This window comes from Salinicoccus sp. Marseille-QA3875 (genome assembly GCF_054950095.1).
This window is the reverse complement of the sequence record NZ_CM143103.1, coordinates 2,010,276-2,025,158: the sequence shown is the minus strand read 5'-3', so window position 1 is coordinate 2,025,158 and position 14,883 is coordinate 2,010,276. Positions and strand designations below refer to the sequence as shown.

The 14,883-nt window shown below is 42.7% G+C and carries 11 protein-coding genes; 3 read left to right on the top strand and 8 right to left on the bottom strand.

The window, feature by feature from the left end; genetic code table 11:
- Window positions 1-127 precede the first annotated feature (127 nt).
- Window positions 128-346, top strand: coding sequence for a hypothetical protein (locus ACY8DT_RS10355; RefSeq protein ID WP_462420229.1), 219 nt, complete (start codon window positions 128-130; stop codon window positions 344-346).
- 90 nt (window positions 347-436) lie between these two features.
- Complete coding sequence (locus ACY8DT_RS10350) at window positions 437-646, top strand: hypothetical protein (RefSeq protein WP_462420228.1); 210 nt, start codon at window positions 437-439, stop codon at window positions 644-646.
- Window positions 647-728: 82 nt separating this feature from the next.
- Here the strand turns inward: ACY8DT_RS10350 and ACY8DT_RS10345 are convergent, their stop codons facing one another.
- From ACY8DT_RS10345 to ACY8DT_RS10320, 6 genes are all read right to left on the bottom strand, one after another.
- On the bottom strand, window positions 729-2,846 hold the full coding sequence (locus tag ACY8DT_RS10345; RefSeq protein ID WP_462420227.1) for a DEAD/DEAH box helicase: 2,118 nt from the start codon (window positions 2,844-2,846) through the stop codon (window positions 729-731).
- A gap of 289 nt (window positions 2,847-3,135) precedes the next feature.
- Window positions 3,136-6,627 (bottom strand): LPXTG cell wall anchor domain-containing protein, encoded by a 3,492-nt coding sequence (locus ACY8DT_RS10340; RefSeq protein WP_462420226.1) that lies wholly within the window; start codon window positions 6,625-6,627, stop codon window positions 3,136-3,138.
- Window positions 6,628-7,274: 647 nt separating this feature from the next.
- Complete coding sequence (locus ACY8DT_RS10335) at window positions 7,275-8,015, bottom strand: tyrosine-protein phosphatase (protein ID WP_462420225.1); 741 nt, start codon at window positions 8,013-8,015, stop codon at window positions 7,275-7,277.
- A gap of 681 nt (window positions 8,016-8,696) precedes the next feature.
- A complete protein-coding gene (locus ACY8DT_RS10330; RefSeq protein ID WP_462420224.1) occupies window positions 8,697-8,990 on the bottom strand; it encodes a helix-turn-helix domain-containing protein in 294 nt (97 codons plus the stop codon).
- Between the two features lie 117 nt (window positions 8,991-9,107).
- Entirely contained in the window at window positions 9,108-12,488 is a 3,381-nt protein-coding gene (locus ACY8DT_RS10325; protein WP_462420223.1) for an LPXTG cell wall anchor domain-containing protein, read from the bottom strand.
- A 124-nt stretch (window positions 12,489-12,612) separates the two neighbouring features.
- Window positions 12,613-12,924 (bottom strand): helix-turn-helix domain-containing protein, encoded by a 312-nt coding sequence (locus ACY8DT_RS10320; RefSeq protein WP_462420222.1) that lies wholly within the window; start codon window positions 12,922-12,924, stop codon window positions 12,613-12,615.
- 129 nt (window positions 12,925-13,053) lie between these two features.
- Here ACY8DT_RS10320 and ACY8DT_RS10315 point away from each other — a divergent pair, with 129 nt between their 5' ends.
- Entirely contained in the window at window positions 13,054-13,482 is a 429-nt protein-coding gene (locus tag ACY8DT_RS10315; RefSeq protein ID WP_462420221.1) for a GNAT family N-acetyltransferase, read from the top strand.
- A 55-nt stretch (window positions 13,483-13,537) separates the two neighbouring features.
- On the opposite strand, the gene ACY8DT_RS14085 is transcribed toward ACY8DT_RS10315, so the two are convergent.
- Both ACY8DT_RS14085 and ACY8DT_RS10305 read right to left on the bottom strand, forming a co-directional pair.
- Entirely contained in the window at window positions 13,538-13,792 is a 255-nt protein-coding gene (locus ACY8DT_RS14085) for an AbrB/MazE/SpoVT family DNA-binding domain-containing protein (RefSeq protein ID WP_510177642.1), read from the bottom strand.
- A 600-nt stretch (window positions 13,793-14,392) separates the two neighbouring features.
- Window positions 14,393-14,824 carry a pyridoxamine 5'-phosphate oxidase family protein gene (locus ACY8DT_RS10305; protein ID WP_462420219.1) on the bottom strand — a complete coding sequence of 144 codons (432 nt, stop codon included), beginning with the start codon at window positions 14,822-14,824 and terminating at the stop codon, window positions 14,393-14,395.
- Between the last annotated feature and the right edge of the window lie 59 nt (window positions 14,825-14,883).

The following is a 14,883-nucleotide window of genomic DNA, read 5'->3' as shown; positions in this document are numbered from 1 at the left end:
TGTGTAAAGCGCTTTCATAAATCATTTTAACAAATAAAAGAATTTTCAGACAGCGAAATGTCTCGAATGGAAAGTATTTCTGACAGAATAAAACCACCCGGCCGTTGTGACGGGAGGTCCCTTATTATTGCACGACACTCTCCCGACATGGCGCAGAAACGACGTCAGGAGAGAGGCGTTACCCCGACATGGCGCAAAAACGATGTCGGGACAGAGGCAGTCTCCCGACATGGTGCAGAAACGATGTCGGGACAGAGGCGGTACCCCGACATGGCGCAAAAACGATGTCGGGGCAGAGGCAGTCTCCCGACATGGTGCAGAAACGATGTCGGGGCAGAGGCGTTGACTTGTAAAATTGAATCAAATTTTAAAAAGGGGGGTATAATGTAATTAAGAAGTTATTTGTCAGTCAACTAATATATAGGGGGGAAATATTATGAAAGTTTATAATATCAAAAACTTAGAAAAAGAAAATAAAAAAAGAAGACCGATAGCCATCAAAGCTGTCCGAAAAGTTGACCCTGATTTTGTGATTGGCAAACGAAAATTTGATGTTCCCAGAAAAACTGAAGGCAAACAGGAAATTTTAGACAGATTGGAAAAAGAAGAATTTGAAGAATGGGTAGAATTGGCTCAAAATCCATAAGGATGACATGTAATGACTGTCTCCTATTAAAAAAAGTCTATCACTCAAATAAAACCTCCCGGCCGGGAGGTTTATTTCATTATTACACCACAACCTCTGCCACACGCTGCTGTTCCATTTCCATCACCTTCTGTTTAATGGACGCATCCGACTCGTTCATCGCAATGGATGCCACCTGGGATTCCCTTGCATACACGTCGAACAGTTCGGATTTCTCGCCGAGTATTTCAAGCATGCTGACGTCTATGCTGTCTTCAGTAAGCAGCCGGTACACGACGACCTTCCTCGACTGCCCCATCCGGTATGCCCGGCTGATGGCCTGTTCTTCGGTCGATGGTTTCCACTGAGGCTCGCACAAAACGATGATGTTCGCCGCCTGTATATTGAGCCCGACGCCGCCGGCCTGAATCTGGCTGATGAGCACAGAACCCGGTTCCGCTTTTGTGAAATCATCGATGATTTCCTGACGCCTTATGTTCGGTACGTCGCCGCTGATCGGCTCAAACGTGCGATCTCCGAGATGGCGCTCAATCGTGCTCATGACATCTCTGAAATATGAAAACACCAGCACTTTATGACCGTTATCAGCCGCTTCCTCACAAATATCCAGCAGCACTTCCAGCTTCGGCGATTTTTCAGGCGTACCGCCTGTCCAGGCAGCCCGTCTCATCTTCATCAGCTGTTCGTTTGAAACGACTTCCTTATAATACCTGCTTTCACCATCTCCAAATTCGGTCCACTTCGGAATGATATCCAATTCAGGCAGCTCACCCAGTACATCCACCCGGTTCCGCCTCAAATATACCGGCGCCACCGTCCGTTTGAATTCCTTCGGTTCAAGAAGATACAATTCCTGCGTCAGCCGGTCTGCAACCTCCGGCTGAAGTACGCGAATCAGCTGTTTCATCTCAGCGAGCCTGTTCTCAAGCGGCGTCCCGCTCATATACAGCACATACTCCGTATTTTCACCCAATTTATACACACTTTGCGAACGCCTTGCGCCCGGATTTTTAACAAAGTGCGCTTCATCAACAATCAGCACATTGAGATCCGGAATCTCGTCCCTGTCGAGCTTCCCGGCATGACCATACGTCGTCAGCATCACACCCGACTCATTCTTCCAGCCCTCGAAAGCTTCATCCCGGCCGTTCCCATGGAAAATAAAGACCTTCAGCCCGGAGAATTTCTGTATCTCCCGCTTCCAGTTGGCAATCACGCTGAGCGGGCACACCACAATCGAATGCTTCTTACCTTCAAGACGCAGATGATTGATCATCGCCATCGCCTGGATCGTCTTGCCGAGCCCCATCTCATCGCCGAGAAGCGTCCGTTTATTTCTCAGTGCGTACTTCGCACCGAATGCCTGATAGTGTCTGAGCGTCAAGTCCAGGCCGGTCGTCTCCAGCGGAAATGCCTCAACCGCCTTGACGATTTCAGATGGGATGTCCCCCGCAGTTTCCATCTGCGAATACCCCGTCACTTTCTCAATTTCTATATAATACGCTGCGTTATTATTGATGAAATGCTGGATCAGCTCAGTTTCAGATACGGAGAAATTTTCGATCTCATGAATCTCGTTTTTTATTTCTTCCAGCTGGTATCGGTTTTTATTCAACGCATCGAATGCTTCGTCAATCTTATCTTTCTCATCCTGCGACTGGAACAGTCCCACGAAAAATTTTTTCTTTTTCTTTGCGGTGGATATGTAAGGATTCACTTCCGTTTCATACTGCTTAAGCAGTTTTTCCGCCTTCTCAGCTTTGGTCAGAATCTCCCTTTTCCTATGGACCGTTTCAATCAGTGTCAAATCAAGATCGGCCAGATTATCCGGATCCATTCTGGGATGCGCCTGCTGATAGACCGATTCCTTTATTCTCGTTACGGCATCGTGAATCGACTCCGCATATGTATCGCCGATGCCGTTAATATTTGCCAGCTGGTCCACATCATAAGGTGCCACATCGTAAATCGTTCTAAAACCGTTGTTCACAAGCAGATTGATCGGCATCCCCTTTTCCAAAGTGGAAATCGTATCGATATGCATCGATTTCAGCTGTGCATTTCCCGCGCGGATCTTCAGCTTCTGCCACAGATTTTTGATGTTCTTGTCAAAACTCTCCTCAGAATAACCGCTGATCTGTTTATCAATACTATTTAGTTCATTTTCCAAACGTTTAACATCTTTTTTATTCCTTAACATGCCGCCCCTCCATACTCGCTGCCTGATTATCTTTAATTATAGTGAAAACCCGGAGGAATTAATATGGAAGTGATTGATTTCGGACTGATCATCTGAATCCTCCCGACATGGCTCAGAAACGATGTCGGGAGAGAGGCGGTTTCCCGACATGGCACGAAAACGATGTCGGGGGAGAGGCGTTACCCCGACATGGCGCAAAAACGACGTCGGGACAGAGGCAGTTTCCCGACATGGCACATCAAAAAACCTCCAAAGCTTTTCAGCCCTGGAGGTACTCTTGTCCGATCTCTTATTTATTTGTCGGCTTTCTTCTCTTCACGAGGAATCCAAGTCCGAGTGCCGCTAAAATTCCAGCGAATATTGTCGTGCTTTGTTCTGCGACACCTGTGTTTGGAAGCACTTCTGACTCTGCCGCCGCGCCGTCAGCTGATCCGTCTCCGGAATCGCTCACTGCAGCTGCCGCCTCAGTATCATCCGCTTCTTCTGTGTAGACAGCCGGATGCTCGTTTGCACGGTCAGTCGACTTTTCGCCGGCTGAATGATCTTTATTCTCAGAAACCGGTGCAACCGTCGTGTTGTCCGCGTCTTCAGTGCCGTAGACCACCGCATACTGGCTGAAGCTGTCAGTTTCTAATACCGCGTAGCCGTCCTCGGTTCTGAAGTTCACCGCTTCCAGCGTCTCGCCGATATTACCAAGATAATAGACGTTCGACACATAACCACCCGCCGGCAGATAAACCGTTACCGGGTTCTGCAGGTCATACAGTGCGCCATTTTCATCGAGCACATGGATGTCGTAAAGATCATGTTCCGCACCGATCGCATCCGACGAACCGAGCACCGTCACCACAAGCGACTTGCCGTCCAGCTCGTCAGACTTACTGACGACTCTGACGCCGGTTTCAACATCTTCGAGTGAAGAATAAACGTCTCCATCCTCACTATCAGCCGTTGCTCCGCCTGATGAATCATCCTCGCCCGCGTCTGTGGAACTTGCGGATTCCTCTCTGCCATTTTCGGCATCAGATTCAGTATTTTCATCTTCCAACTCATCTGAATCCTCTTCAGAACTGCTTTCAGTTTCGTCTGAATTTGTGTCTGTCGACTCAGTTGTATCATCGTCAGATTCTGAACTTTCATTTGAACCGGCATTTCCAGTTCCTTCATTAGATGTGTCTTCCTGTTCTACAGAATCTTCAGAGCCTCCATCTGAACTTTGGTTATCATCATCCGACTCTGAATCTGTTTGCTGATCGTCACTAGTGTCACTCTCTTCCGGTGTTTCAATTGAATCATTGCCAGTGTCCGCTTCATCAGAACCATCATCTTTTGAAGATTCGTCTAATTCGTTGTCTGTGCCCTGGTCGTTATCAGCGTTGTCATTACCTGATGTATCTTCTGAACCACTGTCAGTGTCCGCTTCATCAGAACCATCATCTTCTGAAGTTTCGTCTGATTCGTTGTCTGAGCCCTCGTCGTTATCAGTGTTGTCATTACCTGATGTATCATCTGAATCTTCATTATCGTTGTCTTCCGGCTCTGAATCTGGGGTTTCTTCTGACTGATCATCGTTGCCTTCATCAGGCGTTTCTGGTGTTTCATTCTCGTCCGGAGTCTCAGGTTCAGGCGCATCTGTTTCTTCTTCAGGCTCGACATCCAAAGCAGAAGTCACGACATCGCCTGCATACATCCAGCCGATTTCAGTGCCGTCAGCATCCGCAAGTAAATAATATTCTTCGTAATTGTAGATTTCAGAACGAACGACATGCAAGTCCTGACCGAGGTAATTACTGGCATCATAAGTTCTGACATCAGTGATACTTTCGTACAGACCTCTGTTCTGATTCGTGATCTCTCCTGCAAGATTCTCTGTATCTCCTTCATATGTCGGCATATAAATGCTCGGAGCAGTCACTTTATTATATAGATTGTCATAACGACTGCCGATCAGACTGATGACGTCTTCATATGCATAGCCGTGACTTGCGAAGTATTCATACGGGTCTGGTGACGCCGTGCCTCCCATTATGTGGGACACTTCAACGTGAGACCAGAGCGTACCTTCTTCTGTCGAGGCATCCACCCTCTCAGCAGGCAGCTTATATTTGTACAGCAGATTCGCAATGTAGTCCGCATAGTTGTTGATGGATTTTGCGAAATCATGTTGATTGTCATGGCGGACGAGCTCTACATGCAGATGCTTTTGATTGGAAAATTCTCCGGCACCATATGCCAAATAATCCGTATTCGCGACTTGAATGATATTATCTGCATCCACAAACGCATGGACGAACGCATTATCCCAGTTTTCTGACATATAGCTGATTTCACCATGGATCGTGGAATTTTCATTCCCAACGTCATGCAGCACAACGCCCGACGGCTGGCCGACTTTGCCGTTTTCCGGCTCCCATCCATAGTTGGACTCGAACGCATATTGCGGCAAGCCTTCTATCAGATCATATTGGATTTCAGCGACATCAAAATCGTTCGCAGCGATATATTCATTGATGTCAGTAATCGCCTGAGACATTGACATTGTACTTACATCTGCAGAATAAACTTCATTTGCTGCAAGATCGATGCCGTGCTCTTCTGAGATTGCTTCAGTCAGTTCATTCAGCATCTCTTCGTCCGCTTCAATATCATCAGCATTCTCTTCTAAAAACGCTGTACGTTCTTCTTCAGATAAGTTTTCAAGTTCCTGCTCCAGAGATTCAGAATCGTAGTTATATGTATCTTCTTCTGGCTCTGTCTCTTCAGTTTGTGTGTCGATATCTTCAGTTTCCAGTTCGGCAGTTTCAGTTTCTTCTTCAGAGGCGGCTGCTTCTTCTTCAACTTCGTTCGTTTCCTCAGCTTCTTCTGAAACTACAGCTTCCTGTTCATCGGATTCGTCAGTGATTTCTTCTTCACTGTCATCTTCTGATGAAGTTTCTTCTGCCGGAGTTCCCTGCTCTTCTTCAGTATCTACAGTGTTTTCTTCAGCATCTGAGTCTTCTTCCAGCTCTTCTGAATCTGCATCTTCAACTGACTCTTCAGATTCCTCAGCAGCATCTGCTTCACTGTTTTCTTCAGGTGCAGTTTCTTTAGATGGTGCTTCCTGTTCTTCTTCACCATCTACAGTGTTCTCTTCCGAGTCTGTATTTTCTTCCAACTCTTCTGACGTGAGTTCTTCTTCACTGTCATCTTCTGAATCTGTATCTTCAACCGAGTCTTCCTGCACGACATCAGCTTCGGTGTCTTCTTCTATAGCATCAGTTTCCTCAACGACAACTTCTGATGTTTCTTCTTCAGTGTCGGATTCTTCATCCTGAGTTTCTTCAGCTGTAACTTCTGTATCAGTTTCCTCCTCGACTGGAGCTTCAACATCTTCTTCAACTATTTCAGTCTCATCTACTTCATCTGATGCTTCTTCCTCAATTTCACTTAATTCTTCATTTTCTTCAGCAGTTTCTGCATCATTTTCTTCTTCATCAGTGATATCCACATCTTCTACTTCATCTGATGCTTCTTCCTCACTGTCATCTTCTGATTCCTCGTCGGAGTCCTCGTCTTCTTCATCGCTGTCTTCCGGAGATTCTTCATCTGTATCTTCTTGCTCATCTGAGTCAATAAAGTCCAAATCAGTTTCTGATGTCTGATCTGCATTAGAATATTCTGCGATATTCTGCTGTGAATACTGTTCATCCTGTTCTACTTCTTCTGCGTTAACCACTATTGTTGATGCAAGTAAACCCGTGGAAACGAGTGTTGGAACAATTAAACGATTTTTGTACTTCATAAGTAACCTCCATTAATAAATTGTACAACTTTCATTGTAAATGTTAATGTCACGAAATTGTTGGAATTTACAAAATTTAATACAATTGTAATATTCAAAAAAGTCGATTAATTTAATGGACAGTTTAAACACGCGCTGCCGATCACTGGGAATTGCGAGTGACTGGATAACGTGGGTTATCGGTCACTGAGAGTTGTGAGTGACTTTATAATGTGGATTGTCGGTCACTGGGAGTTGTGAGTGACTTTATAATGTGGATTGTCGGTCACTGGGAGTTGCAAGTGACCGAATAAAGTCGGTTGTCGGTCATTGAAAGTCACGAGTGACTGGAAAACGTAAAGTGTCGGTCACTGAGAATTGCGAGTGACTGGATAACGTGGGTTATCGGTCACTGAGAGTTGTGAGTGACTTTATAATGTGGATTGTCGGTCACTGGGAGTTGCAAGTGACCGAATAAAGTCGGTTGTCGGTCATTGAAAGTCACGAGTGACTGGAAAACGTGGCTTGTCGGTCACTGAGAGTCGCGAGTGACTCGATAAAGTGGATTATCGGGCGAGTGAGAGGCGGTTTGGCCGATAATGATGAAATCTGCACCGGCCTTGCTCATAAAAAGACCGGTCATCCATTGATAACCGGCCCTGGCAATCTTAATTAATTTTCTGATGATTCACTGTGTCTATTTTCTCATCTCTAAATATCTTCTCTGTATTATTAATCAGCTTATCTGCATAACTCTTCCCGAGTCTTTCTTCGATTAAATCCAAAGCTTCCACAAGTTTGAATGGTCTGTAGTCTGCATTGTGGGCGTCGCTCGCCACCACGTGGATCAATTTATCCTCCACCATTTTCAAGCCGATTTCCTGCAGCGTATCTCCGAAGTCGCCGGTGATGGACCCGGCGGTCACCTGCGCCACAGCACCTCGAGCAATCAGGTCATATAATATATCGATATCATCCACGATCGGCTGGCATCTTTCAGGATGTGCAATAATCGGTGTATAGCCGTGGCTAACGAGCTCGTCTATCACCGCGCCGTAAAACGGCGGGAGCTCGCCGAATGGCAGTTCCACCAGTAAATAACTGGAGTCATTCAACGTCGTGTTGATGCCGTCACGGAGTTCCTCCAAAATATGTTCGTTGATGCGGATTTCCTGACCATGATGGACGTTGATATGAATGTTGTTGTCGTCAATCATCGCTTTTAAGATCTTTATTTCCTCGAGCACTTTTTGCTTCGGCGTATACCAATTGCCCACCTTGTGGTGCGGGGTGATGAAGACGTCTGTGATCCCCTGCGCCGACGCCTGCTCGAGTAAAGCCTGTGCCTCATTCTTTGAAGTTGGACCGTCGTCAATATTGATTAACAGATGGTTATGAATATCAATCATCAAATTCAGCTCCAATGCATATTTGAATACACCCTCATCCTACCATGTCATGTGAAAAATTTCTTATTTGGCCCCTTTTAGGGGAATAAAATCCGTCGTCATCATTTTCGTCTGCACGCTCTTTCCCCTTTATAGCCAACCCAGTTGCCTTCGGTCATATTGCCTTTATCGATCTGTTATCGGGGTCGTCCTTGCCTCAAGCGCTGAGTGCAAGGACTGTGAGGGCAGGATAATAAATTTTATCTTTTTCTTGGTTATTCTTTTTGATATGTATTTTTCTAAATATAGTTTATCATGAATGATAGGAAAATAGATGGGTTTTGGTGATGGGTGAGGATTATCTTGGGGTCCCGACATCGTTTAGATTCGATGACGGGATAGAGAGATGTATGATTAAACATACATCAAAAAAGCTGAGGACTCATCATTTTCATGATTTCATCTTCAGCTTCGAACTATATCAGTCTTCTATAGGTTTATTTAATAATGAATGGTTCTTTTTTCACTGTGCTTTTTGGTTGTACTTTTCATTTTCTTTCCTATGTTTTTCTAAACCTCCATCGATACGACATATACTAATTTTTCATATCTCTCAATCCATCTTTGTAAATCAATGTAATAATATGTTTTGTTTTCTAATTCAGAATTTTTTATTGAAATCATCCCCTATTTTTGGGAAACCTAATCTTCTTTTATTTCTATACTCAATCTCGCTCCGGTATTTGTCTTCGCAAGTATAGATTGAAGTCTTCCGATACTGATGTACTGAATGTCATTCTCAATGTTTGTAATCAATGTTTCGGGCACATCAGTCGACTTTGCAAATTCTTCTTGGGTCAGACTTAAATCCAAGCGCAATTTGATGAATTGTGCTCTGAGTCCCTCATTCATATTGCTGACTGGATCTTCTATAAGCGATTTGAATTCAGGACTTCTTTCAGACCTGTCTTTGATATAACGATCTAAGAAATCCATGTCGTCACCCTTTTCATAAGAATAATCATTTTATTTATTATACTATACAATGGCTAATATGTGTATTTTTACATAGAAAAACTGACCGCTAAAAATAGCAGTCAGTTAGTTTGAATATTACTTGGAACGACGACGTTTAAAGACCAGAAGACCCCCAAAGAAAGCTGCTAGTGCTGCAGGTATAGTAAGGTTGTTTGTTGCAATACCCGTATTTGGTAGCTCTTCCTCATTGCTAACATTTTCATAAGATTCTTTACTGATAGAATTTTCTTCTGTCTCGTCAGAATCAGTTGAAAGATTCACTGTATTTAACTCTTCGTTATCAGGTTCTACACTTGAACCAAAAGGAACCGATTCCTGAGGTTCAGATAAAGCATATCCGGTGTTGCTTGACTGATCTGTACCATCATTTTTTTCCCCTGAAACAGAAGAGGCAGATGTTACACCAACCAAAATTTCATCTTCAGATTCTACTATCTTATCAGTTACTGATGATGTATCGGTAGATTCTGGTTCTTCTTCAAGTTCAGACGCTTCTATTACATCAGGAGCATCTGACTCTCCTTGCTCAACTTGAGTTTCCGGCTCTTCTGGTTCAACAGGTGTCTCTGGTTCTTCAGGCTCAACTGGCGTCTCTGGTTCTTCAGGCTCAACTGGCGTCTCTGGTTCTTCAGGCTCAACTGGCGTCTCTGGCTCTTCAGGCTCAACTGGCGTCTCTGGCTCTTCAGGCTCAACTGGCGTCTCTGGCTCTTCAGGTTCAACCGGCGTTTCCGGCTCTCCTGGTTCAACCGGAGTCTCTGGTTCTTCAGGATCTACAGGTGTCTCTGATTCTTCTGGATCGACTGGTGTCTCTGGTTCTTCAGGTTCGACTGGTGTCTCTGATTCTTCTGGATCGACTGGTGTCTCTGGTTCTTCAGGTTCAACCGGTGTCTCTGGTTCTTCAGGTTCAACCGGTGTCTCTGGTTCTTCAGGTTCAACCGGTGTCTCTGGTTCTTCAGGTTCAACCGGTGTCTCTGATTCTTCTGGATCGACTGGTGTTTCCGGGTCTTCCGGCTCAACAGGCGTCTCTGGCTCTTCCACATTTCTATTTGCTACCAATACTTCAATATCATTAAAGTTTCCGATATAATAACTTCCATTCGAAAACCTCGATGTCCATCCTCGTGAAACATCTACTGAATCATAATAATAAACTTCTGAATCGATATTCTGCATTGCATTTCTGATAACATCATCAATTGTACTGTAGCTTTGTGTTTCAGCTGAAAAAAGTTCAGTGCCTTCAATATTCACGATTGTGACGATTTTAAGTTCATTGTTCACATTATTATTATTATCATATAATGTGTGCTCGGGTATAAATGGTCTCTCAATAACCGGTGGTGCAACTTCCGAGTTATTCAATAGATATATAGAATAGTTACTTGTAGTTCTGGAAATCGTCACACCATTAACTGTCGATCTGTTGATTGTCCTTCCGTCTAATCTCTCCCTTTCAACAGAATATTCAGTGCCATGTTCTTCGTTAATATCCTGCACCAAATGGAATAAACGATCATCAAAAGTCTGACCAACAAAAGTTACACTGGTAATAACATTAGTAGTTTCTGAATCATATAATGTAATTTCGTTAATGTAATCTGGAGATAAGTCATCGTTTATTTCAGGTTCGTCTTGATTCTCTGATTCTTCAGGCGTTGTCTCCAGTGAATTCCGTACCTCAATAGATAAATCCAATTCATCTCGATAAGAAGAATAGCTGCTGGAAAATTCGTCTTCATATAAGAACAGATTACTCAAATCATATATACTGTTTGGTGTTCTTTCCGGAATATCTGCATAAACTATTGCTTCAAAATTCCCATTTTCCAACCTGCTAATTTGATGTTCATATCCTGATAGTGATCTCGGACCAACATCGCTTGTATTTGAAAATGATACAGTTACGTAATCCAGGCCTGTTTCATCTGCCGCCACAACTCTCAACTGAATCTGTTCTCCGGCATTATAAACTGATTTATCTGATGTAACGGAAACTAATGTGGGCGGATCTACATCTACAGTATTATTATTTCTCACCTCTATTGATAAATCCAATTCATCTCGATAAGAAGAATAACTGCTGGAAAATTCGTCTTCATATAAGAACAGATTACTCAAATCATATATACTGTTTGGTGTTCTTTCCGGAATATCTGCATAAACTATTGCTTCAAAATTCCCATTTTCCAACCTGCTAATTTGATGTTCATATCCTGATAATGATCTTGGACCAACATCGCTTGTATTTGAAAATGATACAGTTACGTAATCCAGGCCTGTTTCATCTGCCGCCACAACTCTCAACTGAATCTGTTCTCCGGCATTATAAACTGATTTATCTGATGTAACGGAAACTAATGTGGGCGGATCTACATCTACAGTATTATTATTTCTCACCTCTATTGATAAATCCAATTCATCTCGATAAGAAGAATAGCTGCTGGAAAATTCGTCTTCATATAAGAACAGATTACTCAAATCATATACACTGTTTGGTGTTCTTTCCGGAATATCTGCATAAACTATTGCTTCAAAATTCCCATTTTCCAACCTGCTAATTTGATGTTCATATCCTGATAATGATCTTGGACCAACATCGCTTGTATTTGAAAATGATACAGTTACGTAATCCAGACCGGTCTCATCTTCTGCCACAACTCTCAACTGAATCTGTTCTCCGGCATTATATACAGATTTGTCAGAGGTCACTGAAACTAACACAGGTGGATCCACATCAATACTGGCAGTACTCATCATAGGATTTACTTCTTGAACTTCATCTTCAGTTTCTGTTAGTTTTTGATCTTGTAATTCTATCTCTTCATCATTTTTAGAAATTACTACCTCTTTCTCTAAAGAAATAGGTTGATTCTCTTCTGCACTTTCATTTTCTTGCTTAGGCTCTTCTATATGTATTGCCTCTTCTAATACATCGTTATTAATATCAACTTGTTCATCAGGATTTGGTTCTTCATTAACAACCACTTCATCTTTGATTATTTCTTCTACTTCATTGCTGATTTTTTCAGGTTTTTCGATGTCACTTTGATTTGTCTCAGTAATAACATCTTCTTCAGTCTCCAGTACTTCTGTTTCATCATTTTCTTGAGGGTAAGTTACTGGTTCCTCGAACTCTTTAGGAATTTCTTCTTCGACTACCGGTGCTGTCTCTTCCATAGTATTGTTGACGTCGATTTCTTCAACTATTTCTCGGTCAGCTTCAACCGGATCCTGTCCAACTTCTGGGACTTCTTCGACTGCAGGCTCCTTAACAAAATCTTCCACTATTTTATCTTCTTCTACGCTCTCAACAACTTCTACGGATTCATTTTTTTCTACATTGACGTTTTCAACATCATCATTGGCTTCTGCATTTCCCATATGTGTAACTGCGATAATACTTAAAGCACTTGCTAAGGATAATTTTTTAAATGGTATCGTACGTTTCCTGTTCAATAAAAATTCCTCCAAAATTGTATTACTTCAATTATCCATCATTAGAAAATTTTTACAATACCATTTATGTGTTAAATTATTACAATTGTGTAACAAATTAAAATATAGTTTATTTACCCCACTCCTAATTACTATAAAACCTCGTGAACCTGTCCTCCCGCTTCTTGATGACCAGCCTGGCGCCGGTCTCAGTGTTCGCCAAAATGGTCTGGAGTTCGCCGACGGTAATGTCTTCGATATTTTTATCCAGTTCACGAATCGTCGACAATTCGGCGCCGGTCAGTTCCGCAAATTCCTCCTGCGTCATTCCGAGGCCGATGCGGAGGCCGATGAGCTGCAGCTGCAGATTCTCATTGTACTTGCTCAGTTTATTTGCATCGGATTGTTTGGCTTCAGTCTTCTTCACTCTGTTTTTGAAGTGCTCAAAAATTTTCATCCCGTTCATCCTCCCCCGAAAATTTATGTATGTCAGTATTATGTTTTACCTCTATTGGAAAAATGCAAACAATTCATCACAGTATGTTAAACTGTATATATATTCATATTTTATGAGAGGGGTCATGGTATGTGGCATGTGAAAAAGTTTGAGGAACTCAGCCTTACTGAGCTGGAGCAGATTTTAAAAATGCGTCAGGATATTTTCATCATCGAGCAGGAGAGCCTGTTCAGTGATATCGACGGCAAGGACCAGGAGGCGACGCACCTGATGAAGAAAGAGGGGAATGTGATCACTTCCTACTGCCGGATCCTTGTCGGTGATAATGTAAATATCAACCGTGTCGTCGTGAATAAAGACCACAGGGGCAACGGTACGGGCCGTGAGCTGTTCCAATATGCAATGGATTATGCAAAAGATGCTTATCCAAATAAAAAGATAGAAATCATTGCGATGGCGTACTTGGATGAATTCTACTCGTCATTCGGCTTCAAAGCCGTTTCCGATACATACGACATCGCCGGTCACGACCATTTCGACATGGAATATACGCCGTAGTCATGAAAATGACAAGAACTGATGAAAGTCATCGTTCTTGTCATTTTTATTTGGGTCAGATTTTCGTGTCATCCAGCATTTCTTCGAAAGATTCGTATGACTTTGAAGTGCGGGCTTCTTCAATCAGTTTATCGATGGCGTCAGGAATCTGCCCCCTTCTTTTTGAAAAAGCTTTCTTCAACTCTTCTACTTCGTAGCCTTCATCAACTAGATCGGAAAGTATCTCTTCTGAAAAATCCTCAGATTCTTCTTTTACAGGTCTGATTATAAGACGGTCATTTAAAAGTTCGACTGTGACTTCGTTACCTATGCCGAGTGCATCAACGAATGTTTCAGGTATGGTAATCTGATGGTTTAAACTGACGGATACTTTTTTAATTGTTGCGCTTCACCTGATACTGGCTTCAGAGACATAATAGTCGCCCCCTTATATTGTTTAATTAATATCGGTTTCAACATGGTCAGGTTTTCTTCTCATTTTTAAAAAACTTGAATAATATTTACTTAGGTAGGTATAATAGTAATGTATATAATAATAAACAGTGATTACTCTTGTAGTGATGAGTCTTAGTACCCACTCTGGAGGTCACTGTTTTTATTTTGCCTCGTTTATGCCCCTCTTTTTTGCTCATTAATAATCTCGTCTATTCATTCGAATATATATATTATACAACTATCTCATAAATAATATTACCAAATAGGACGATGGCGTAAATCAGAATACATTCCAACATCTTATCGATAAGGAAGCTGGCATAATTGCTAAGGAGAAAGTTGCCGACGGATCTATTCAATGCACTTCGGCTATATGAATTTTCGGCAAAAGAATTATCAACACTTTGAAATTGATGAAATAAAAAACTCCATACGAAAAGCCCCGGTCCAACTCACCGGGGCTTTATCCATTCAGTTATTTTGAGAAATCCACCACTTGCGATTTGCCGACGTTGTCCTGGTCGTTCATCACTTTGATGGATTCGGGGTTTATTTTCAATACTGTGAAATCAGGGTCCTTTTCGGAATCGAAATACGTCTTATCCTGATTCTGCCACAGCCAGTCGAGTGTTTCCTGATCTTCGACGATTTCCACCTTGCCGTCGATTTCAAGGAAGCTGTCATTCGACGTCTCCTCATAGCCGAGCAGCACGTGCGTGTTCGGATTCTGCTTGATCTCATCCGCTTTCGGTGTAGCTTCGTCTGTCTTCGTGTAGAGCGTGTGGCCGTCATTATAGAAAATCATGTAACGGCTGTTCGGTTTGTCGCCGGATATCGTCGACATCACACCAACTCTGGATATATTCAGTATATTTTCAATCTCTTCAATCACTTTTTGTCTTTCCATCACTATCACCTCTATATAATATGTGTTCCACAAATTACAGGCGAATAAACATCCACGGC

Excerpts from the sequence above, each read along its gene's own strand:
- ACY8DT_RS10315 (WP_462420221.1), top strand. The coding sequence starts at position 13,054 with ATGTGGCATGTGAAAAAGTTTGAGGAACTCAGCCTTACTGAGCTGGAG.
- ACY8DT_RS10335 (WP_462420225.1), bottom strand. The coding sequence starts at position 8,015 with ATGATTGATATTCATAACCATCTGTTAATCAATATTGACGACGGTCCA.
- ACY8DT_RS10305 (WP_462420219.1), bottom strand. The coding sequence starts at position 14,824 with ATGGAAAGACAAAAAGTGATTGAAGAGATTGAAAATATACTGAATATA.
- ACY8DT_RS10330 (WP_462420224.1), bottom strand. The coding sequence starts at position 8,990 with ATGGATTTCTTAGATCGTTATATCAAAGACAGGTCTGAAAGAAGTCCT.
- ACY8DT_RS10345 (WP_462420227.1), bottom strand. The coding sequence starts at position 2,846 with ATGTTAAGGAATAAAAAAGATGTTAAACGTTTGGAAAATGAACTAAAT.
- ACY8DT_RS10340 (WP_462420226.1), bottom strand. The coding sequence starts at position 6,627 with ATGAAGTACAAAAATCGTTTAATTGTTCCAACACTCGTTTCCACGGGT.
- ACY8DT_RS10320 (WP_462420222.1), bottom strand. The coding sequence starts at position 12,924 with ATGAAAATTTTTGAGCACTTCAAAAACAGAGTGAAGAAGACTGAAGCC.
- ACY8DT_RS10350 (WP_462420228.1), top strand. The coding sequence starts at position 437 with ATGAAAGTTTATAATATCAAAAACTTAGAAAAAGAAAATAAAAAAAGA.